Genomic DNA, 21,763 nt, shown 5'->3' with positions numbered 1-21,763 from the left:
CAGGGCGCGGGGTCCGCTGAGTTCGTAGGTGCGTCCGTGGTGGCCCGGTTCGGTGAGCGCGGCCACCGCCACCGCGGCGATGTCGCCGGCGTCGATCCAGGCCGCCGCTCCGTCTCCGGCGGGCAGACGCAGGACTCCGTCGCGTACCTCGTCCGCCAGGACGCCCTCGTCGAAGTTCTGGGTGAACCATCCGGGCTGGAGGATGGTCCACTCCAGGCCGCTCTCCCGCACGGCCTGTTCGCCCAACCGGTGCGTGATCGGTTGTGCCTCCCCGTCGAAGTAGCCCGGTCGGTCCACCCCGCGGGCGGACAACAGCACGATCCGCTCCAGGCCGTGCGCCACCGCCCGTTCCACGAAGCCCGCCGTCAGGGGCGCCGGGTCGTGCTGGACCAGGTAGACCGAGCCGGCCCCCGCCAGCGCCTCGTCCCAGGTCTCCGGTGCGTTCCAGTCGAATCGCCATGCCGATGAGCGCGAGGCGGCCCGGACCGGGAGGCCCAGCTCGCGCAGTCCGGAGAGGACGCGTCGCCCGGTCATCCCCGTCGCTCCGGTCACGAGGATCGGTCGTGGTGTCGTGTTCTCTGTCATGGACCCGAGTCAACACCCTGCACGAGAGACGATCCATGGCTCAGAAGCTCATATCGATATGCGAGCGTCTATGCTGAGGTCATGGACGCACTCGCCGATCTCTTGGACGGGGTCCGCGCCCGCGGTGCCCTCTTCAGCCGATCCGTCATGACACCGCCCTGGGCCGTGCGCTTCGACCACGGTTCGCCGCTGACCCTGGCCACCATGGTGCGCGGTCGGGCCTGGATCGCCCGCGACGACGGGCCGCCCCTGGCCCTGGCCCAGGGCGACACCGCCCTGTTGCGCGCCCCCGGCCCGCACACCCTGGCCCACCCCATCGACGCACCGGTCAGTTGTACCGTCCTGGACGGACGACTGTGCCTGGGCCCGGACGGCGACCCCCTGACCGAGGAGGCGACCCTGGGGCTGCGCACCTACGGAGACTCCCTGGACGCCCCCGACCTGCTGTTGAGCGGGTCCTACGAGGTCACCGGCGACCTCAGCCGACGCCTGTTCTCCGCCCTGCCCCCGGCCCTGGTCGTGCCCGCCGACGAGTGCCACGACGGTCTCAGCGCGATGATCGAGGCGGAGATCGCCTGCGCCGCCCCCGGACAGCAACTGGTCTTGGACCGACTGCTGGACCTGGCCCTCATCACGAGACTGCGCGCCTGGTTCTCACTGCCGGGGGCGGAGCCGCCCGCCTGGTACACCGCGATGGCCGACCCCGTGGTCGGGCGGGCCCTGCGCCTCATGCACAACCGGCCCGAGCACCCCTGGACGGTGGCCGCCCTGGCGGAGCGTTGCGGGGTCTCCCGGGCGGCGCTGGCCCGCGACTTCAACGCCCTGGTGTGCACCCCGCCCATGACCTATCTGGCGGACTGGAGGGTGGGGCTGGCCGCGGACCTGCTCCGCGAGTCCGACGACACCGTGGACGGCATCGCGCGACGCGTGGGGTACTCCAGCGCCTTCGCGCTCAGTGCCGCCTTCAAACGGTTGCGCGGTACCACCCCCACCGCGCACCGGCGCGGAACACCGATGGAGGCGCCCGCCCCGGTCGCCCTGCGCTGAGACCTTCTGGAGGCGCGCGCGGGGACGATGTCGCCATGGTGGTGGACCGGACACCGCGTCCTCCCCCTGGAGGAGGACCTCTCCTTCGTCGAGGGACGCGTGACCCGAGAGAACCCCCGTGGTCCCGCCGGGACCGTGCCCTCGCCCTGGTCCCGGCCGACCACCACCGGGCCGGGGCCTGCGTCCCGGGAGCCCGCGCCTCGTGACCGCGGGCGGCCCGGTCAGTCGGGGTGCGCCCGCTCGGCCAGGGCACGGTCGATGAGGGCGTGCGCGCGCGGCACCCGGGCCCGGGCCTCGGGCCGGCCCAGACAGTCCTCCAACAGCCGCACCCGCGTCCAGGCGCGGGCACGTTCCCGGTCCAGGCCGGCGACCTCGGTGAGCAGGTCGAACCTGCGCCGGGTGGCCCTCACCGGTGTGCCGGTGTCCTCCGCTTCGGCCCAGCGGTTGCGCAGTGCCGGCAGGAGCTCGAACCCGGGGTCGCCGACCAGGGGCTTGGGATCGATCGCCAGCCAGGGGCCGCGGTCGGACCCCTCCCGGGGCGCGAGCACGTTCTCGTAGTGCAAGTCCCAGTGCAGCAGACGGTCGCCGGGTTCGTCCGACAGCGCCTCGGCGGCTGCCGTCCAGCGCTCGAACACCGGGCGCCACGCAGCCCCGACCCGGGGCAGCCGGTCCCGGCCGCGTGCGGCGACGTCGCGGGTGAGAGGGCCCAGTCCGCGCATCCCCGCGGGTCCCGGGTACGAGGTCAGGCGGGCCAGCAGGGCGCCGATGACCTCCAGAGCCGGTTCCAGGGGCACGGAGTCCAGACGTCGGCCGGGGTCGAGGGCCTCCAGCAGCATGGCCCCGTCCGACGGATCGTGTTCCAGCAGCCGGACCGCCCCGTCACCGTCCCAGGTCCGCAACGCCCCGGGTTCGCCCTCGGTCTCGGTGTCCTGGGGCTGGATCTTGAGCACCGCGCGACCCCCGCCCGGGCGACGGACGGGGACCACCAGAGCGACCGCCCCGTGCATGCTCGCCCCGTCGACCGTCAGACCCCACCGGTCGAGCGCTCGGGCCGTCAGACCGGGTAGGCCCCGCGCCCACGCGGGGCCGAAGAAACCGGTGACGGTCCTGACCAGGGCCGGCGGGACGTCGACGCGTTGTGGGGTGTGCGGGTCCATGCCGGGTGCTCCTCGGGTCGTCGTGCGGCCCATCATGCCGCGCGCGGGCCGTCGACCGCCCCCGTGGGCCCGGCGCCGCCGTCACTCCGCGGAACGGCGCCCCCGGCCCAGTGCCTCGTGTATGCCGGTCAGCGCCGGCTTGGGCCGGTCGTCCCCGTCGAAGGGCAGGGCGGCGTCGTGACCGGGGAACCACTCGGGGACCCACGAGTGGGCGTCGGTGACCCCCCACACGCTCACCCCCACGCAGCGCGACACGTCCAGGCAGGCCTCGACGACCCGCCGGTACTCGTCCTCCTGGGCGGCCAGCGCCTCGTCGGTGACCGGCTCGGGGATGCGCACGTCCAGTTCGCTGATCTCCACGTCCAGTCCCAGGTCGGCGAAGCGCCGCATGTTCTCGACCAGGTCGTCGGGCACGTCGCCGTGGACGAAGTGCCCCTGGAACCCGATGCCGTGCAGCGGGACCCCGTCCGCCACCAGCCCCGAGGCGAGCTCGTACAGGGCGTCGGCCTTCTCACCGCCGCCCTCGACACCGAACTCGTTGATGTAGAGCCGGGCCTCGGGGTCGGCCTCGTGCGCCGTCCACAGCCCCTCGGCGATGTAACCCTCGCCCAGCGTCCGATACCACAGGTTGTCCCGTAGGTCGGTGCCGGTGTCCTCGAAGGGTTCGTTGATCACGTCCCAGGAGTCGATCCGACCCTCGTAGCGTCCCAGCAGCGCCTGAATGTGTTCACGCATGACCGCCCGGAGCCCGTCGGCGTCGTAGTGGCCCTCCGCCACCCACGCGGGCTGCTGGTTGTGCCACAGCAGGGTGTGGCCGCGCAGGTCGAGGTCGTGGTCCTCGGCGAAGTCGACCACGGTGTCGGGGCCGCTCCAGTCGAAGGCGTACCGTTCGGGTTGGACGTGCACCCACTTCATCGCGTTCTCGGCCGTCATCGACGTGTAGTGGTCGGTGACGATCTCCCGATAGGCCGGGTCCTCCCGCAGCGGATCGACCGCCACGGCCACCCCCAGCTTGATGCCGTGAGCGTCGGCCAGCCCCGGCAGCGTGCCCCCCGGGATCCGTGCCGGTCCCGGCAGGACCAGGGTCGTCACCGCCGCCACCACGAAGACCACCACGCACACCGCAGCCGCCGACAGAAGCGCCCTGCGCCCGCCCGCGGTCGTGCGCCACCGCCCCGTGCCCCCCTGCCTCGGTTCGCCTTCCGCCACCCTTCACCGGCCCCCGACGGTGACCGGGAACGAGGCCAGGCCGCGCACGGTCAGCGTGTCGCGCCGGGTGGGCATCGCCGTGGGACGCAGCCCCGGGATCCGCTCGCTCAGCGTGCGCAGGGCGATACGACCCTCCAACCGGGCCAACGGCGCACCCAGGCAGTAGTGCGTCCCGCCGGAGAAGGCCAGGTGTTCACCCGCGTTGGACCGGGTGATGTCGAACCGGTCGGGTTCGGCGAAGCGTCGAGGGTCGCGGTCGGCGGACCCGATCAGGCAGAGGACCTGCCGACCGGCACCGATCGGTGCCCCCTCGACCTCGGTGTCGTGCCGGCTCCACCGCCCGGTGAGCTGGACCGGGGAGTCATAGCGCAGGATCTCCTCCACCGCCCCGGCCGCCAACTCCGGGTCCGCGACCAGACGTTCCCACTCGTCCCGGTGGCGCAAGAGCGCCATCGTGCCGTTGCCGATGAGGTTCACCGTGGTCTCGAACCCGGCGACCAATAGGAGCCGGAACATCGATCCCAGCTCGGCCGCCGTCATGTCGCCCGCGTCCACGTGGGCGACCAGGTCGGACACCACGTCCTCACGCGGGTCGGACCGGCGTTCGCGCATCAGGCGCGCGAGCAGCTCCTCCAGCTCCGCGGTCGCCCGGCGGACTCGTTCCAGTTGCCGCACCGAACGCGCCCCGTCCAGGGCGGAGCCGATGACGTCGCCGATGCGGTCGAAATCGGCCCGATCCCGTGCGGGCACCCCCAACAGGTGGCTGATGACGGCGATGGGCAGGGGCTGGGCGAAGTCGCGCATCAGATCGAACTCGCCCCGCCGCACGGCGCGGTCGAGGAGTGTGTCGGTGACCTCCTGGATCCGCGCGTGGTAGTCGGCCATCCGACGCGGGGAGAAGGCGGGCCTGGCCAGTGCGCGCAACCTCGTGTGGTCGGGCGGATCGCACTGCAGGAAGGACAGGTCCACCACGTGGAAACCGTCGCCGGTCGGACCGCTCCGTGGCGGAGCGACCTCGAAGGTGCGGTCGCGCAGGATCCGCTCCACGGCGGTGTGCGTGGTCGCGACGTGGAACGGTAGCCGGCCGGTGACCACCGGCCCCTGCGCGCGCATGCGACGGTAGGTCGGATACGGGTTCACCCGCCAGGGATGATGGAGCAGACGACTGGGGTGGTCGCCGCTCTGGGCGGCGAGCCACGAGAGCCCGTGGGCGGCACGCAGCCGTGCGTCGGTTCGGACGGTGTCCAGGGTTCTCACGATCACGCCTCATCCGGTCGGTGCCACTCTTTCGACCCTAGGCGGGCCTGCCCCGACGGGGGTGCCGAACGCCCCGGTTGGCCGCGTGTGGCCAGGTGGGAACCGTGCGCGTCGTCGCGAGCGTCGCCCCTTGCCGCCGCGGTCGTCTCCGGACCGACACCGAACCCACGGCGCACGCGTGGATCACAGCGGACGACGGTGCTCTTTGCGGGGACGCCACGCCCTAGACTGGGGCCCCGTTCGTAGGAAAACGCCGCACAGGCCGGAGGATGAGAACGTTGGGGCCGCTAGAGAGCACCGATCCGGAGCGCATCGGCCGGTATCGGCTGATCGGGCGCTTGGGCGCCGGAGGCATGGGTCAGGTGTTCTTCGGACGCTCGGCCGGCGGCCGCGCCGTCGCGATCAAGCGCATCCACCCGCACATGGCGGCGGACACCTCCTTCCGGGAGCGGTTCGCCCGCGAGGTGACCGCGGCCCGCCAGGTCAGTGGCGCGTTCACGGCGCCGGTGATCGACGCCGGGCCCGACGACGAGGTGCCCTGGCTGGTGACCTCGTACGTGCCCTCCTTGCCGCTCGACGAGGCGGTGCAGGCCCACGGTCCGTTGCCGGAGCCGTCGGTGCGGGTACTGGCGGCGGGGCTGGCCGAGGCGCTGGTCGAGATCCACCGGGTGGGACTCATCCACCGTGACTTCAAGCCCGGCAACGTGCTGCTGGCCGAGGACGGTCCACGGGTGATCGACTTCGGTATCGCGCGGGCCACCGACGGCACCGCCGCCACCCAGTCGGTGATCGGCACACCGGGGTTCATGAGCCCCGAACAGGTCCAGGGCACCGAACTGACCCCCGCCAGCGACCTGTTCGCCTACGGCGCGGTGCTGGCCTACGCCGCCGCGGGCACGGGTCCCTTCGGTGAGGGCAACATGCCCACCATGGTCATGCGCATCATCAGCCGTGAACCGGACCTGACGGCCGTTCCGGAGTCGCTCCGGCACCTGGTGGCGGCCTGTCTGTCCAAGGACGTCCAGGGCCGCCCGAGTCCGGGGGAGATCCTGGACTACCTGGGTGACGTGCACGCCGGATCGTCCTGGCTGCCGCCCGCCGTCATGATGGGCGTGCAGGAGCAGGTGGCCAAGGTCAACAAGGCCCTGGCGACCTCGGCCGCCGACCCGGGGGCCACCGGTGGCCACCAACGCACCGAGGTGTTGGGCGCCGGAGGCGCCGCCGCGCTGGGCGGTGCGGCGGGAGCGGTGGCCGGGGCCGCCGCCGCGGGCGCACTGGGCGACGACGGATCCACCCAGGTCGCCCCGTCGACCGGGTACGGACAGGACCCGTCGGCCGGCGCGACCTCGATCCTGGGGAACCAGGGGCAACAGACCGGGCAGGGGTACCAGCCCACGCAGCGGTTCCAGCAGGGTCACCAGCCCACACAGCAGTTCCCGGACACCGGTCAGCAGCCGGGGCGCTCCGCGCACACCGGCGGGCACGACGCCACGGCGCGGTACCAGCAGCAGGGCGACGACCCCTACGCCGACCTGTACGGAGGGCGGCGCGAGGCGACCGACCCCCAGCAGGACCCGTACCGGCGGGCCGAGGAGCAGCGCCGCCGACAGATGGAACAGCAGCGCCTTCAGCAGGAGGAGCAGCGCAGGCAACAGGAACAGCGTGAGGAACAGCGGCGTCGTCAGGAGGCCGAGCGGGCCCACCGCGATCGGATGCGCGCCGAACAGGACGCTGCCCGCCGGGCGCAGTCGGAGGCCCGACGCGCGGACCAGCCCGGCCTGTGGAGCTTCGTCAAGCTCCTGCCGCTGCTCATCCTGCCGTTGATCCAGATCCCCCTGGGCTACGGCGCGGCGCTGGCGTGGTCGTGGTTCACCACCGAGACCGACGTGTGGACGGGCGCCCCGTCCTACTTCGAGCCCTGGAGCATGGACTCGTTCTGGTACGCGACCATGCTGGGCTACTTCATCCTCAACAACCTGGTGGCGCTGGAGTACCTGGTGCGGTCGTTGCGGACCTCGTTCGTGACCGGCGCGGTGCTGGCCCTGGGTGTGGTCGCCGCGACCAACGGACTGCTGTACAGCTTCGGTTTCTGGGCCTGAGCGGGCCCTTGGGCGGGGGCGAGGGTACCGATCGGTAGCCTCGCCCCCGCCGCGTCGTTCGGGACGGGCGGCTCAGAGCAGGTAGAGGAACACGGTGAGGACCAGGCCTCCGATGGCGATCACCCAGGTGTAGGGCAGGGTGGAGACCATGGAGCGCTCGGGGCGGATGCCCGCGTACTGCGAGGCCCACACGGTCTGGGTGCTCGTGGGGTCCGAGACCCCCAGCACCTGCCCGTAGGAGGCCATCAAACCGAGGACCGCGGCGGCCGGGTAGATGTTGCCGGAGATGAGCACTCCGGCCACACCCGCGCCCAGACCGAAGATGTTCATCGGACCCCGGTACAGGCTCAGCGGCACCATGAGCGCGAAGACCAGGACGAACAGCCAGGGGCTGCTCGGGCTGATCGCGGTGACGATCGGGCTCAGCGCGGTGACCGCTCCGGGCAGGCCCACCGCCGCCAGCAGCATGCCGATCGCGATGAACAGCACGATGGGCGGGGCGGCGATGTCGAAGGCCTGGTAGAGCGTGCGCAGGGCCGTGGAGGTCATCTCCCGCCACGGGACCGCGGTGAACAGGGCGTAGACGACACCGGCGAGCAGCGACGGGATGATGGGGATCTCGAAGCCGAGCGCCAGCACGATGGGAACGAGCGGGGTGACGAGCGCGTACCAGGGGGCGTCCCCGCGGCGGCGCCGTCGCTCGGCCGCCCTCCCACGGCGGCTGGTCGGGCGCTCCGGCCCGCCACCCCCGGCCGAGGCGGGCACGCGCACCGCCCAGGTGTGCCGCGCACCCTTGCGGCGCATCTCGATCAGGATGTAGGCCAGCCCGCCGACCAGGGCGATCGGGAACAGGCGCAGCTGGAAGTACTGGACGGTGGAGACGGGCACACCGATGGCGTCGGACAGGAACTGCCAGTTGATGAGTTCCAGCGGCACACCGGCGGTGATGCCCACCAGCACGGTCCCGGCGGCGACCGTGGGGGTGACGCCGACCGCGATCATCGCCGGGATGCCCACCACCCCGGCCAGCATCGCGGCCGGGGCCGAACCGGTGATGCTGCCGCACAGGATCGCGATGACGAACACGCCGACGGCCACGACCGAGGGCCGTTCACCGCCGAACTCCACGATCTTGCGGACCAGGGTGGTGGCGATGCCGGTCTCGGACATCAGGGTCCCCAACCAGCTGCCCAGGAGGATGGCGATCATGGTCGCCGACAGGCGCGGGGCGCCCTCCTGGAGGACGGTCCCGAACACGCTGCCCTCCTCACCGGTGAGCGGTGCTCCGGCGATCAACGCGATGGCGACGGAGAGCAGGACGAGGGCGAAGGCGGTGGGCAGGCGGCGGGTCAGCATCAGGCCGACACCCACCGCCATGGCGAGCAGGATTCCGAAGGCGGTCACGGGTGGACTCCGGGGGTGGTGGCGCGGGGGCCCGGCCCTTGGCGGTCCGGGCCCCGGTGGGTGAGGGCGGCGGCGATGGCCGCGGTGAGCGCGATGGGGCTCCGGCGTAGCGAGCAGCGGTGGCGGGCGTAGGAGTGGGCGGTGATCTCGTCGGCGCCGACCACGTGTCCGCGCACCCGCAACGGTCCGATGCGCAGGGCGGTGTGGTCGAGTCGGCGGCGCAGCGACCGGCCGAGTTCCCCGTGGAGCATGCGGTGGGCCTCCTCGTGGGCGAGCGCGGCCTCGCGCACGGTGGCGCGGCTGTAGTCGTCGCTCCACCCGGCGGCCCGTGCCACGCGCCCCGCGAAGGTGAGGGCGTCGTCGTAGACGACCACCCGGGACCGGGCGCCCCGGTGCAGGTACTCGGCGAGCAGGATCTCGCCGGGGCGGACCCCGCCCCGCTCCTTCTCGGTGATCTCGATGTCGGGCGGGGACCAGGCGTCGCCTCGGGAGTCGGCCATCTCGCGGCCGAACTCCAGGGCCGTGGCGGCCCAGTCGCGCAGTCGATCGCGATCGCGGTCGCCGTGGGTGGCGGTGAGCGCGAGCAGGTCGGCCGCCAGCTCTTCCTCGGAGGAGGCGGCGATGCGCGCGTAGTGCGCGCGCAGCGAGCCCTCGGGTGGCGGTCCGCCGTCGGCCGCGGGGCCGCCGGCCGGCGTGCGGGCGCTCATCGCCGCTGCTCCATGAGGACGATGACCTGCTCCTCGGGGTTCCTCCGGGCGATCTCGGTACCGGCCAGCGCCAGAAGGTGCCCGGCGTCCATGACTCCGGAGAGGTCGGCGAGCTTGGGTCCGAGCAGGAGCCACACGGCGGGCGGGACCGCGCCGCCGTCACCGTAGACGGTGCGTTCGGCCACCAGGTCCTTGAGCCCGCCCTCGGCCTGACCGGCGACGAGGGTGTCCACCTGGGCGTCGGCGCTGTGCAGACGCACGATCCCCTCGGAGTCGACGACGCGCACGTGGGTGCGCTCGCGGGCGAAGCGACCGAACGGTCCGCCGGGGCGCCGCACCAGCCCCAGGACCCGGTACTGGTCGGTGGACGCGTACTCGGTGAGGTCTTCGGGGCGGGCGTCCAGACTGGCGGCGGCCACGGCGCGGGAGCCGGCCTCGTCGGTGCCCGCCGCACGGTCCTTGGTGCGCAGTTCGGTGGCGCCGGTGGCCACCGCCGTGACCAGGTTGCGCTGGGGGTCGACGGTGACGTCCACCTCGATGGCGGCCGGGTCGGCGCCCTGGCCGAGAACGGCCTGTTCGGCCTCGGCGCGCACGGCCAGCACGTCGGCGTGGGTGGCGTTGGGGATGATGCGTTCCACGGACTCGCGGACCAGGGCGAGGGCGACCCCGAGAGGGCTGATGACCTCGCTGTGCGCGGCGATACGCGCGTCCAGTCGCATGCGTTCGCCCAGGTAGGGCGTGACGGTGGCCGCGCCTCCGCCGCCGCCGACCAGCGAGCACACGTCGCGGTCGATCCCGTAGTCGTCGATCAGGGTGTCCACGACGGCGCTGACGCGTTCGGTGGCCCTGTGCAGGACCGAGCGGGCCGCCGCGTCGACGTCGGTGCCCAGGGCCCGGGCGAGCGGTTCCAGGGCCAGGCGGGCGGTGGCGGTCTCCGCGCGGGCGTAGTCGCCCTCGGGGACCATTCCCGCGGCGTTGGCCGCGCAGGTGACGGTCAGGGCGAAGCGTCCCTGGTCGGTCTCGAGGACGGCGTAGTCGGCCGGGTCGGAGGCCAGGGGGCTGATCAGGGTCAGCCGGGCGCCCTCCAAGGCGGCGGGCTCGGCGAAACAGGCGTAGGGCAGCCCGGCGATGTGGGCGCTGCGCGGACCGACGTCGGTCAGGGACCGGCGGTCCGTCGCGCCGCCGACCCGGATGAGCGAGCCGCCGCCGATCCCGACGGTGCGCACGTCCAGGGCGGACAGGTAGGTCTCCTTGCCGCCGAGTTCGGTGTGGCGGATCTGGACGCGGCCGCGGCGGATGACGCTGATGTCGGTGGAGGTGCCGCCGGTCTCCAGGAAGACCCCCTCGCTGACCTTCTCGCCCATGAGCGCCCCGGCGACGCCGGCGGCGGGTCCGGACAGGACGGTGAGCAGGGGACGGTGGCGCATCTCGGGCAGTGACATCACGCCGCCGTCGCAGCGCATCACCATCAGGGGAGCGCTCACTCCGGCCTTGAGGATGCTGCGTTCGACGAGGTCGGCGGTCTGGAGCATGCGGGGCATCACCCCCGCGTTGAGCGCGGCGGTGCGGGCGCGCTTTCCGAGCCCGTAGAGCTGGGTGATCTCGTGGGTGGCGGTCGCCGGAACCTCGCGGTGCGCGGCGGCCTCCAGGACGGCACGTTCGCCCTCCGGGTCGTCGACGCTGAAGGGTTCGACCGCCACGATCACCTCGGCGCCCTCGGCCAGGACCGCGTCGACACCGGCCAGGGCGGCGTCGGGGTCGTGGGGGTCGCGCAGCGCGGCGTAGCGGATGGGCAGGGTGTGGCCCGAGTCCAGTTTGAGCTTGCCCAGGGAACGCAGACGTCCGGTGGCGAAGGCGTCGTAGCCGCTGCCGACACCGACGATCCCGATGGTCGCGACGTCGCCCTCCAACAGGGCGTTGGTGGCCTGGGTGGTGCCGTGGGCGAGGAACCCGACGTCGTCGGCGTCCACACCGATGTCGTCGAGCAGCCGTTCCAACGCGGTCATGATGCCATGGGCGACGCCGTCGGCGTGGTCGTGGCTCGTGGGGACCTTGACCTGCCCCAGCAGCGCGAAGGTGGTGGCGCTGACCGCCACCGCGTCGGTGAAGGTGCCGCCGACGTCGATGCCGATGCGCACGGGGTCGCGGGCCGGAGGTGGTGTCGGATCGCTCATGGTGCCCCTATCGGGAGTGCGTGGAGGGTGGGGTGGTGCGCGGGGCCGCCGACCGTCACGACGGTCGGCGGCCCCGGTCGGGCTCAGTAGCCGCGGACGTCGGGCCAGTGGCGTTCGACGCCGGTGCGGTCCAGCAGCGCGGTGAAGTCCCGCAGGAGTTCGTCCTTGGCGTGCACGGCGTGCGGGGTGGTGCCGTGGTCCAGGGCGAAAGCGGCGAGTCGGCCGGCGGCCTCGCCGATGTTCCACTCCACGGGGTGCAGACGGAAGCAGCCGTTGGTGATGTGGGTGGTGCCGATGTTCTTGGCGGCGGGCAGCAGGTTGGTCTCGCGCCGGGGCAGGAGGGCGCCCAGCGGGATCTCGAAGGGCACGCTGGCGATGTCGATGTAGTTGTCGCCACCGGTGGAGGGGTGCAGGTCGATCCGGTAGTTGCCGATACCGACGGAGTCGTGACGGCGCTTGATGCCGTGGGGGCCGACGATGTCCAGGGAGACGTCGTGCTCGGTGACGGTGGTGACGGCCTTGATCCGACGGGACTCGCGGACGTAGGCCGCCTTGGCCAGCCCGTCGGCGCCGCCCGTGATGTCCGGGCGCGGTTTGAGCCCGGGGAACCCGGTGCCCCCGTCGGTGCGGGGCGCCTCGGTCTGGAGCCAGTACAGGACCGACAGGGACAGCTGACGGGCCTCCTCGTGGGCCTGACGAACGGTGTCCGCGTCCACCAGCCCCTCGACCTCCAGGGCGGGCTTGAGCCAGTAGTCGTTGAGCGGCCAGTTGGCCAGGGTGATGTCGGAGTCGAAGGCGCCGGGGGAGTGCATCATCCGGGCGAGGATCCGGCGGAACCCCCACAGTTCCTTGTCACCGGCGTCGGCGCTCTGGTCCGCGTCGACGGCGAGGGGGTCGATGTCGGGGTTGGGCACGAACGTCCGCGGCACCGCTTCGAGGGTGCGCGGGTCGGGGGCGGAGAAGCCCAGCAGGGGACCGGGCCAGAAGTCGGGCCGGTAGGAACGCCAGAAGTCGTACATGTACGGGCGTTCGATGGTGTGGTCCTCACCCTCGTGGTGGGACACGGCGAAGCAGTAGGTGATGCCCTGCAGGTTGGTGGGGTCGGCCTCCTCCGGCGCGTGCGGCTCGTCGTGCTCGCTCCGGGCCTCGGCCCCCGTGACGTGCGCGATCCCCGCCATGGGAAGAAGGTCGCCGTCCTCGGTCGCGTCCAGGACGTAGGCGGCGTGAACGGTGTGCCGGTTCCCCGCCTCGTCCTCCAGCACCACGGCGGTGACGTGGTCCCCGTCGGTGTGCGCCGCCACGGGACGGTGGCGCTCCAGGACGGTGATGCGTTGCGCCGACCGGTGGGGGGCGATCATCTCCTCGATGACCGCCAGGGCCACACGCGGCTCGTGGCAGAGCTTGCTGACGCGGCCCGCGCCGGGGTTGAGCGTGCGCGAGGCCGCGGCCTCGGCGCGCAGTGGATAGACACGTCGGTAGTGGTCACGGATCCCGTCGCGCAGGCGGCGATAGGAGTCGGTGGCGCCGAACTGCTCGATCCACGGATTCTCGTCCGGTGGAACCGCCTGGGAGGTGAGCTGACCGCCGATCCAGTCGGTCGCCTCGGTGAGGACGACCCGTCGGCCGGAGTCCGCGGCGGCCAGGGCGGCGGCGACACCGCCCAGGCCACCTCCGACGACGAGGATCTCCGTACTGCTCTCGGTCATGTCACGCCTTTCGGGTGTTCGGTCCGGTGGCCGTCGGCGCGGCGATGGTGCCGCCCGCCACCGGTTCGCAGGGCAGGAGCCGCCGGGTGGGCGGCTCGGGGGCTCCGGAGATGAGTTCCAGGAGCAGACGGACCGCGTCGCGGCCCATCTCGCGCATGGGGACGTCGAACCCGCTGTAGACCGCACCGCCGCCCGGTGCGGTGCCGCGGGTGCCGGTCGGGGCGCCCAGCAGGGCCAGGGAGAGGTCGTCGGGACAGCGGAGTCCGGCGCGTTCGACGGCGGCGCCGAGGGCGGCGAGCGCGGCCCCGGTGTCGGTCTGTTCGACGACCACCGCGGTGACCCCCTCCTCGCGCCAGCTCCGCAGGTGGGCGTCCAGGTCGTGGCCGTCAGTGCGCACGACCATGGCGGAGGTGTCCAGACCGGCCGCCCGGGCTCCGCGCAGAACGCCCTCCTCGCGGTCGACCGAGGCCGGGGCCTGGTCGTGTTCGCGCAGGTAACGCAGGTGGTGGTGGCCCGCCGCGGCGAGCCGTCCCACCACCTCGGCCGAGGCCGAGACGTAGTCCGCGCCCACATAGGGGACGCCGGGTTCGTCGCGTCGGCCGATGTAGACGAACGGGAAGCCGTCCTCGGTGAGGCGGCGGATGGGCCCCTCCGGCACGTGTCGCCCGAAGAAGAGACAGCCGTCGGCGACCCGCACGCGGCGGACCGCGGCCGGATCGTCGGCGCGGGACGCCGCCCGCGCCGACCCGGTGAACAGGATGAGGTCCTGCCCCTGGGCCGTGGCCTCCTCCTCCACACCGACCAGGATCGGGTAGTAGGAGTGCGCCACCTCGGTGGGGAACGTGGTGCTGAAGGTGTACAACCCCAACATGCCGTTGGTCGCGGCGGCCAGCCGCGTGGCGACCGGATCCGGCACGTAGCCGAGCTCCTCCGCCGCGTTCAGGACGCTCTGCCGCGTGCTCTTGGCCAGGGCCATCCCCTCCGGCGTCCCGCGCAGGACCAACGACACGGTGGCCTGGGAGACCCCCGCCGCCCGAGCGATGTCGGACTGTCGGGGCCGCCGACGGCCGACCGGGGACGGCTTGGCGTGGTTCACCGCTGACTCCTCTGAAACGTCCGACTAATGCGCATTAGTTGACGACTGTGAGTCCGGTCACCGCGGGATGTCAAGAGATTCCGTCGAATGAACGCCTGATGTCCCAGGAGTTTCACTAATACGTATTAGGTCCTTGACCAACGCATCATGGCTGGTGAAGACTCCGGGCCCTGGAGCACCCCTCGACACCGCTCCGGAAGGGAGCCACCATGTCCGACGCGCACCCGACCCCCACCGCCCCCGAGGGCCCGGACCGTCGCACGGCCCTGTTCGGCGCCGGCGCCGCCGCCCTGCTCGCCCCGATGCTGTCGTCGATGCCCGGCGCGCACGCCACCACCACCGCCGGGGCCGACGTCCTGCCGACCTACACGTACCTGCGCGAGGCGCTGGACACCTCGTCCCTGGCCTACAACCCGACCGGCGAGCTGATCTTCCCCTGCATCCGGGGCACGGTCGGCCGGTTGTCCGACGCCCCCGGGCGTTTCCTGCTCTACTACGCCCCGCACGACGCCCCCGGCGGGATCTGCCTGGCCTACGCGGACGACCTCGACGGGCCGTTCACCGAGTACCCCGACAACCCGATCGTCTCCCGCGTCTGGGACCCGCACTACTCCGTCTCGCACGTCTCCTCGCCCCACGTGCTGTGGAACACCGAACACCGCGAGATGTGGCTGTACTTCCACGGGGAGAACCACACCACGCGGCTCGCCCGCTCCCGCGACGGCGTGCGCTTCACCTACGAGGGCGTCGTCCTGCACACGGACATGGTCCCGGGCACCCGGGAGGCCTCCTACGCCCGGGTCTTCGAACACCCCCTGTCCGACCGGGGGTCGCGCTACGTCATGCTCTTCATGCGCAACAGCGAGGGCGACAACCGCTCCATCGGGTGGGGGTGGTCCGCCGACGGCATCACCTTCGACTTCGACCCCGAACCCCTGATCTCCCACTCCGACGTGGGGCTGTCCGACCTCTCCGGTCCCCACCTGGTCGAACGCGGCGGCGGGACCTACGTCGTCTACCACACCGACCAGGGCGACATCCGCATGACCGAGGTGGGGGCGGACTTCGACCGACGCGTGCACCTCGGCGTCGTGCACCGACCCATGGACGGCCCGCCCGACTCGGGCCGGTCGGCCTCGCCCTCCTACGGCTCGGACGGCGGCACGGAGTACATGTTCTACGAGGCGGGGGACCGTCTGGGCGCGACGATCGCCATCGCGCGCGCCGACTGAGCCCGCCGTGAACCGTGGTCTCCGGGGTCGGGTGTCCGCCTCGGGGGCCACCCCCGGGTGGTCCGCCGACGGTCGACGCGGTCCGGGCGTGGGTGGGCGCGACCGGCATCCTCACTTAACGTGCATTCAGTGCAACGTGGAGTGAATTAATTGCCGAAAGTCCTATTGTCGCGGGGTTTCGCGCTTGTTACGTTGCATCACAAGCGTCATGGGAACGCTCCCACGCGCGGTCACCCCCACGACCGACGGAGGACCACAGTGCACCGATCCCGCTCACCGGTGGCCCTGGCCGCTCTCGCCCTCACCCTGCCCCTGCTCGTCCACGCGGCGCCCGCCACCGCGGACCCCGGCTCCGCACGGGTCGGTCTGCACGTCGACGCACAGGGGCGAACGGTCCACGCCGACGGCACCGACCTGGTCATGCGCGGTGTCAGCCACCCCCACGCCTGGTACATCGACCGCACCCCCACCGCGCTGGCCGACATCGCCGGGCTCGGCGCCGACACCGTCCGCCTCGTCCTCGCCAGCGGGGACCGCTGGGAGCGCACCGACGAGGGTCAGGTCGCGGACCTGGTCGCCCGGTGCGCCGACCTCGACCTCGTCTGCATGCTCGAGGTCCACGACACCACCGGTTACGGCGAGGACCCCGAGGCCGCCACCCTGGACCAGGCCGTCGACTACTGGATCGGCGTCCACAGCGCGCTCCAGGGCGCCGAGGACCACATCATCGTCAACATCGGCAACGAGCCCTACGGCAACGACGAGGCGACCAACCAGGGCTGGGCCGACGACACCTCCGCCGCCGTCATGCGCCTGCGCGCCGCCGGGTTCGACCACATGCTCGTCGTGGACGCCCCCAACTGGGGTCAGGACTGGCAGGGCATCATGCGCGCCTCGGCGCCCGAGGTCGCCGCCGCCGACCCCCACGGCAACACCGTCTTCTCCATCCACATGTACGGCGTCTACGCCCAAGAGTCGACGGTGGTCTCCTACCTGGAGCACTTCACCGACGCCGGGCTGCCCCTCGTCATCGGCGAGTTCGGCCACCTGCACAGTGACGGCGACCCCGACGAGGACGCCGTCATGGCCCACGCCGACCGTCTGGGACTGGGCTACATCGGCTGGTCCTGGAGCGGCAACAGCGGCGGCGTCGAGTACCTCGACATGGTCGAGGAGTTCGACGTCGACCGCCTCACCCCCTGGGGCGAGCGCATCTTCCACGGCCCCCACGGCATCGCCACCGGTGGCTGAGGAACGCGCTCCGTTCACCACCGGACCCTCCACCCCCGAAGGGACACCCCCCATGAGAACCCTCGCCAGGACCGGAGCCCTGACCGCCTCGGCCGCCCTCGTCGGCGGCCTGGCCCTGACCCTCGACGCGGATTCGGCCGAGGCGCACGGCGCCTTCACCTATCCCGCCAGCCGCACCTACGCCTGCTACGTCGACGGCCTCGAAGGAGGTCAGGGCGGCAACGTCGAACCCACCAACCCCGCCTGCGCCGACGCCCTGGAGGAGGGCGGTTCCTACGCCTTCTGGAACTGGTTCGGCAACCTGATCGGCGACGCCGACGGCCGTCACCAGGAGGTCGTCGCCGACGGAGAACTGTGCGGACCCACCGAGGACTTCGCCGCCTTCAACGCGGTGCGGTCCGACTGGCCCACCACGTCGCTGCCCTCGGACAGCACGGTCGAGTTCCACCACAACGCCTGGGCCCACCACCCCGGCACCTTCTTCACCTACGTCACCACACCGGGCTGGTCCCCGGACGCTCCGGTGAACTGGGCGGACCTGGAACTGATCAGCGAGGTCACCGACCCGCCCCTGACCGAGGGCGGTGTCGAGGGCGCCGAGTACCGCTGGGACGTCGACCTGCCCGAGCGCACGGGCCAGCACGTGATCTACGTCGTATGGGAGCGCTCCGACAGCCCGGAGGCGTTCTACAACTGCTCGGACGTGGTCTTCGACTAGGACTGCGCGATACACCGTGTGCGGCCACTGGGGCGCATGGGCGGGACCGCCCGCGACCTGGGAGGGCCGGGGTCCGGCCTCTTCGGAGGAGGCCGGACCACACGTCGCGTGCGCCGCTCCCGCGAAGGGCCGCGCCTCGCCGCGCCCCGGGGCCGCGTCGGCGGACCCGGAGCGGCGGGGTCCGGCGACTACATGCCCTCGGGGGAGGGGCCGACCAGGTGGACCAGGGCGCGCCGCGCCGAGTCCACGTGCTCCTCGGCGGCGCGGGCCAGTTCCTCGCTGGGGCCGCGACTCATGAGGCGTACGAGCTCGTGGTGTTCGCCGACCAGCAGGTCACGGTAGTGCGCCTGGTCCCGTTCGATGCGGATGAGCTGGATCAGTCGCACCTGGGAGCGCACCCCGTGCCAGGCGTCGGTGAGGCGCCCGTTGCCGGCGATGGCGAAGACGCGGTCGTGGAAGGCCAGGTCCAGGGCGAGCAGGGTCAGTCCGTCGGCGTCGCCCTCCAGGGCACGACCCATGGCCTGGACCAACGAGTCCAGAGCGGCCAGGTGGTGGGGGGTCATGCGGGCGGCGGCGCCCGCGGCGGCCAGCCGTTCCAGGGCGGCCCGCACGGTGTAGACCTCGTCGACGTCCCTGGGGTTCAGGTCGATCACCCGTGCGCCCCGGTGCCATTCGCTGCGTACCAGCCCCTCACGTTCGAGGATGGCCAACCCCTCGCGTACCGACCCGCGGCTCACGTCCAGTGAGACCGCCAGTTCGACCTCCCGCAGCGGCGAGCCGGGGGCGACCCTGCCGTCGAAGATGGATTCCCGGATGCGGTCCGCCGCCTCGTGGGCCAGCCCCCGTCTGCGGACCCGTCGCATCCCGCTGTTCGTGCCCTCGTCTTGTGCCACGTCGCAAAAGTGTACGGCGTACACCGACGACGTCGAGGATCTTTCGGATCTCGGTACCGCCTCGATGTACGAATGTTGACATTGGGACAAGACAGGGTCGAATATGGGGCCTCATACGGGGTTCGGCTCCGTGGTCCGGGTCCCGTCCTGACCCGGACCACGGTCCCCCGTCTCACCGGCGCTCCACGCGCACGCGTGCGTCCCCGCGCCTTCGTCGCGCGGCCCGATCCCCGCGCGGTGCTCCCGTGTCACGGCCTCGACCGTCGTGGCCACGACGTGCCTTCGCCCCTCTCCTCCGCCCGGTCGCCCGGCAGGTCCGTCGCTGTCGCGCGCCGCCCGTGAAGGCGCTGACCAGGCGCGGTCATCCGACCTCTCACGCTGTTCACGTGTCTGAAATGTGCCTCGCGCACGTCTTGACCCGGTGATCCGGATCACTTAAGTTCACGGTCAGAACACATGTTCGCAAAGCGTACAACCGAGTGCGTCGTGCCCCCTGTTGGAGTCCCCATGCGCCTGTCCTCGGCCCCCGCGCTCGTCGCGTCCGCCGCCCTCCTGGTAGCCACGGCCTGTTCCTCCTCCGACGATGCTCTGGACGGGGACGAACTCGTCACCATCACCGCCGGCGTCATCCCGATCGTGGACGTCGCCCCCGTCTACCTCGGCGTCGACCAGGGCTTCTTCAGTTCTCGGGGCATCGACCTCCAACTGGAGTCCGGCTCCGGTGGGGCCGCTATCGTCCCCGGCGTGATCAGCGGCGAGTTCGACTTCGCCTTCAGCAACGTCGTCTCGCTCATCATCGCCCGTGAACAGGGCCTGCCCCTGGTGACCCTCACCAACGGGGTCACCAGCGCCGGCGAACAGGGCGCCGACTTCGGCGGGGTGTTCGTCCTCGACGACAGCGACGTCACCGGCGCGGCCGACCTCGAAGGCCTGACCGTGGCCGCCAACAACCTCAACAACATCGGTGACACCACGGTCCGCCAGTCCGTGCGCGCCGCCGGCGGCGACCCGGCCGAGGTCGACTTCGTCGAACTGCCCTTCCCCGACATGCCCGCCGCCCTGGAGACCGGCCAGATCGACGCCGTCTGGGCCGTGGAACCGTTCGCCTCCACCATCCGCGAGGCCGGACACCGCGAGATCGCCTCCAACTTCGTCGACACCCACCCGGACCTGTCGGTGGCCGCCTACTTCACCGCCGAGAACCGCCTGGCCGAGGACCCCGAACTCTTCGATGACATCACCGCGGCCCTGGAGGAGTCCCTGGCCTACGCCGAGGACCACCCCGACGAGGTCCGCCGCGTCCTGGGCGACTACACCGAGATCGACGAGGAGGTCATCGAGCGGATGGTCCTGCCCCGTTTCCCGGCCCGGATCGACGAGGAGTCGGTCCGGACCCTGGCCGACCTCATGGTCACCGACGGGCTCCTCGACACCGAGCCCGACCTGGACACGTTGATCCGATGAGCACCGCCACCGCACCCCCGCCCCGCGTCGGCCCCCGGCGGCCGGGCCACCGGGCCGGCGCCCACCGTCTGCCGTCGGGCCTGCTGGGCATCGCCGTCCTGGTCCTGCTCTGGGAGGCCGCCCCCCGAATCGGGGTCGTGCCCGAGCGCTACTTCCCGCCCGTCTCCGAGGTCCTGACCACCCTCGCCGAACGCGCCACCACCGCCCCCTTCTGGGAGGCGCTGGGACACACCCTGTACGGGTGGGCGCTGGGGCTGTCCCTCGCCTTCGTCGCCGCCGTCGTCCTCGGTTTCGTCCTGGGCTCCACACCCCGCCTGCGTGCGTTCACCACCTCCACGGTCGACTTCCTGCGCCCCATCCCCTCGGTGGCGCTCATCCCGCTCGCGGTGCTGCTGTACGGCACCGACATCCGCTCCACCCTGCTCCTGGTGACCTACGCCTGTTTCTGGCTCATCTACATCCAGGTCCTGTACGGAGTGGCCGACGTCGACCCCGTCGCCGAACAGACCGCCCGCTCCTACGGTCTGGGTCGCCTGGCACGCGTCCGCCACGTCGTCTGGCCCACCACGCTGCCCTACCTCATGACCGGGCTGCGCCTGGCCGCCTCCGTCGGCCTCATCCTGTCCATCACGGCCCAGCTCATCATCGGCTCACCCGGCATCGGTCAGCAGATCACCACCGCCCAACAGGGTGGGGCCATCGCCCTGGTCTACGCCTGGATCGTGGCCACCGGCATCCTCGGCGTGGTCATCAACCTCGGTGTGCGCGCCCTGGAACGCCGTGTCCTGCGCTGGCACACCTCCGTCCGCGGGGAGGCCGACGCATGAGCCGTCCCACCGCCCATGAACCGGCGCTCGAGCCGTCCACGCCCGCGGCACCGACCGAACAGGAGGCCCCCGTGGCCCGCCCGTCGAGGCGCCGCGGCCGTGCCGACCGCACCGCCGGACCGGCCCTGCGCGTCGCCCACGTGCTGCTGCTGCCCACACTGCTCATCGGCGTCTACTGGGCCTTCACCGCCCAACCCGGCGCCGGGTTCTACACGCCCACCCCGGCCGCCATCGCCACGGCCTTCGTCGACCTGTGGTTCTCCGAACGGTTCTTCGTCGACGTCCTGCCCAGCCTGGGCCGACTGCTCACGGGGTTCGCCCTGGCCGCGCTCCTGGGGGTGGGCCTCGGCGTGCTCCTGGGTTCGAACGCGCGTGTGCGGGCCACCTGCGAACCCGTCCTGGAGTTCCTCCGCGCCATCCCGCCGCCCGTTCTGGTCCCGCTCATGATCATGCTCGCGGGCATCGACGACACCATGAAGATCGCCGTCATCGTCTTCGGGTGCTTGTGGCCCGTCCTGCTCAACACCGTCGAGGGCGTCCGCGCCGTCGACCCGGTCCTGGCCGACACCGCCCGCTGCTACGGCATCACCGGCACCACGCGCCTGCGCGTGCTCGTCCTGCGCTCGGCCTCCCCCCAGATCATGGCCGGTCTGCGCCTCGCCCTCGCCCTGGCCATCATCCTCATGGTCATCAGCGAGATGTTCGCCAGTTCCAGCGGTCTGGGCTTCGCCATCGTCCAGTTCCAGCGGACCTTCGCCATCCCCGAGATGTGGGCCGGCATGGTCCTGCTCGGCGTCATCGGCTTCGCCCTGTCGTCCCTCTTCGAACTCGTCGAGGGACGTGTCCTGGGCTGGTACCGCGGCCTGCGCGCCGCCCACCGGGGGGAGTGACCCATGACCACGACCCACCACAGCACCCCGCACGACCCAGGAGAAGG

18 protein-coding genes are annotated in these 21,763 nt (G+C 72.0%); 8 read left to right on the top strand and 10 right to left on the bottom strand.

The annotated features are described in order from the left end of the window. Nucleotides 1-585 (bottom strand): SDR family oxidoreductase (locus DSY14_RS09580; RefSeq protein WP_211716141.1); only part of this gene is annotated, 585 nt, incomplete at its 3' end. Between the two features lie 81 nt (nucleotides 586-666). On the opposite strand from DSY14_RS09580, the gene DSY14_RS09575 reads away from it, so the two are divergent. After that, on the top strand, nucleotides 667-1,632 hold the full coding sequence (locus tag DSY14_RS09575; protein WP_211716140.1) for an AraC family transcriptional regulator: 966 nt from the start codon (nucleotides 667-669) through the stop codon (nucleotides 1,630-1,632). 221 nt (nucleotides 1,633-1,853) lie between these two features. Here DSY14_RS09575 and DSY14_RS09570 read toward each other — a convergent pair whose 3' ends face one another. The 3 genes from DSY14_RS09570 to DSY14_RS09560 all read right to left on the bottom strand — a co-directional run bounded on the left by DSY14_RS09570 (nucleotide 1,854) and on the right by DSY14_RS09560 (nucleotide 5,255). Further along, on the bottom strand, nucleotides 1,854-2,789 hold the full coding sequence (locus tag DSY14_RS09570; protein WP_211716139.1) for an aminoglycoside phosphotransferase family protein: 936 nt from the start codon (nucleotides 2,787-2,789) through the stop codon (nucleotides 1,854-1,856). Between the two features lie 81 nt (nucleotides 2,790-2,870). Further along, nucleotides 2,871-3,926 (bottom strand): endo-1,4-beta-xylanase, encoded by a 1,056-nt coding sequence (locus DSY14_RS09565; protein WP_374223996.1) that lies wholly within the window; start codon nucleotides 3,924-3,926, stop codon nucleotides 2,871-2,873. Between the two features lie 75 nt (nucleotides 3,927-4,001). After that, on the bottom strand, nucleotides 4,002-5,255 hold the full coding sequence (locus DSY14_RS09560; RefSeq protein WP_211716145.1) for a cytochrome P450: 1,254 nt from the start codon (nucleotides 5,253-5,255) through the stop codon (nucleotides 4,002-4,004). 278 nt (nucleotides 5,256-5,533) lie between these two features. Between DSY14_RS09560 and DSY14_RS09555 the strand changes: the two genes are divergently transcribed. Further along, nucleotides 5,534-7,354: a serine/threonine-protein kinase gene (locus tag DSY14_RS09555; protein WP_211716137.1), complete on the top strand. Its 1,821-nt coding sequence runs from the start codon at nucleotides 5,534-5,536 to the stop codon at nucleotides 7,352-7,354. A 72-nt stretch (nucleotides 7,355-7,426) separates the two neighbouring features. Here the strand turns inward: DSY14_RS09555 and DSY14_RS09550 are convergent, their stop codons facing one another. The 5 genes from DSY14_RS09550 to DSY14_RS09530 all read right to left on the bottom strand — a co-directional run bounded on the left by DSY14_RS09550 (nucleotide 7,427) and on the right by DSY14_RS09530 (nucleotide 14,441). Further along, complete coding sequence (locus DSY14_RS09550) at nucleotides 7,427-8,758, bottom strand: transporter (protein WP_211716136.1); 1,332 nt, start codon at nucleotides 8,756-8,758, stop codon at nucleotides 7,427-7,429. Continuing rightward, a complete protein-coding gene (locus DSY14_RS09545; protein ID WP_211716135.1) occupies nucleotides 8,755-9,465 on the bottom strand; it encodes a hypothetical protein in 711 nt (236 codons plus the stop codon). Before DSY14_RS09545 ends, DSY14_RS09550 begins: the two co-directional genes overlap by 4 nt. Then, nucleotides 9,462-11,639, bottom strand: coding sequence for a hydantoinase/oxoprolinase family protein (locus DSY14_RS09540; RefSeq protein WP_211716134.1), 2,178 nt, complete (start codon nucleotides 11,637-11,639; stop codon nucleotides 9,462-9,464). The genes DSY14_RS09545 and DSY14_RS09540 overlap by 4 nt, the downstream gene beginning before the upstream one ends. A gap of 83 nt (nucleotides 11,640-11,722) precedes the next feature. Further along, on the bottom strand, nucleotides 11,723-13,345 hold the full coding sequence (locus tag DSY14_RS09535) for an FAD-dependent oxidoreductase (RefSeq protein WP_211716133.1): 1,623 nt from the start codon (nucleotides 13,343-13,345) through the stop codon (nucleotides 11,723-11,725). 1 nt (nucleotide 13,346) lies between these two features. Next, entirely contained in the window at nucleotides 13,347-14,441 is a 1,095-nt protein-coding gene (locus DSY14_RS09530; protein WP_211716132.1) for a LacI family DNA-binding transcriptional regulator, read from the bottom strand. A gap of 209 nt (nucleotides 14,442-14,650) precedes the next feature. Here DSY14_RS09530 and DSY14_RS09525 point away from each other — a divergent pair, with 209 nt between their 5' ends. The 3 genes from DSY14_RS09525 to DSY14_RS09515 all read left to right on the top strand — a co-directional run bounded on the left by DSY14_RS09525 (nucleotide 14,651) and on the right by DSY14_RS09515 (nucleotide 17,642). Beyond that, a complete protein-coding gene (locus tag DSY14_RS09525; RefSeq protein WP_211716131.1) occupies nucleotides 14,651-15,673 on the top strand; it encodes a hypothetical protein in 1,023 nt (340 codons plus the stop codon). Nucleotides 15,674-15,931: 258 nt separating this feature from the next. Continuing rightward, nucleotides 15,932-16,924 (top strand): glycoside hydrolase family 5 protein, encoded by a 993-nt coding sequence (locus DSY14_RS09520; RefSeq protein ID WP_211716130.1) that lies wholly within the window; start codon nucleotides 15,932-15,934, stop codon nucleotides 16,922-16,924. A gap of 52 nt (nucleotides 16,925-16,976) precedes the next feature. Further along, nucleotides 16,977-17,642: a lytic polysaccharide monooxygenase gene (locus DSY14_RS09515; protein WP_211716129.1), complete on the top strand. Its 666-nt coding sequence runs from the start codon at nucleotides 16,977-16,979 to the stop codon at nucleotides 17,640-17,642. Between the two features lie 188 nt (nucleotides 17,643-17,830). Here DSY14_RS09515 and DSY14_RS09510 read toward each other — a convergent pair whose 3' ends face one another. Beyond that, nucleotides 17,831-18,535, bottom strand: coding sequence for a GntR family transcriptional regulator (locus DSY14_RS09510; RefSeq protein WP_307851174.1), 705 nt, complete (start codon nucleotides 18,533-18,535; stop codon nucleotides 17,831-17,833). A 507-nt stretch (nucleotides 18,536-19,042) separates the two neighbouring features. On the opposite strand from DSY14_RS09510, the gene DSY14_RS09505 reads away from it, so the two are divergent. Genes DSY14_RS09505 through DSY14_RS09495 form a run of 3 tightly spaced genes read left to right on the top strand, consistent with a single transcriptional unit; the run spans nucleotide 19,043 to nucleotide 21,716 of the window. Beyond that, on the top strand, nucleotides 19,043-19,999 hold the full coding sequence (locus tag DSY14_RS09505; RefSeq protein WP_211716128.1) for an ABC transporter substrate-binding protein: 957 nt from the start codon (nucleotides 19,043-19,045) through the stop codon (nucleotides 19,997-19,999). Next, nucleotides 19,996-20,826 carry an ABC transporter permease gene (locus DSY14_RS09500; protein WP_211716127.1) on the top strand — a complete coding sequence of 277 codons (831 nt, stop codon included), beginning with the start codon at nucleotides 19,996-19,998 and terminating at the stop codon, nucleotides 20,824-20,826. The genes DSY14_RS09505 and DSY14_RS09500 overlap by 4 nt, the downstream gene beginning before the upstream one ends. After that, the gene (locus DSY14_RS09495; protein WP_249187593.1) at nucleotides 20,823-21,716 is read left to right on the top strand and encodes an ABC transporter permease; all 894 of its coding nucleotides are present in this window, start codon (nucleotides 20,823-20,825) and stop codon (nucleotides 21,714-21,716) included. The genes DSY14_RS09500 and DSY14_RS09495 overlap by 4 nt, the downstream gene beginning before the upstream one ends. Nucleotides 21,717-21,763 lie beyond the last annotated feature (47 nt).

It is taken from the genome of Nocardiopsis sp. MG754419 (assembly GCF_018207095.1).
Taxonomy (GTDB): Bacteria; Actinomycetota; Actinomycetes; order Streptosporangiales; family Streptosporangiaceae; genus Nocardiopsis.
This window is presented reverse-complemented; position numbering and strand designations above follow the sequence as displayed.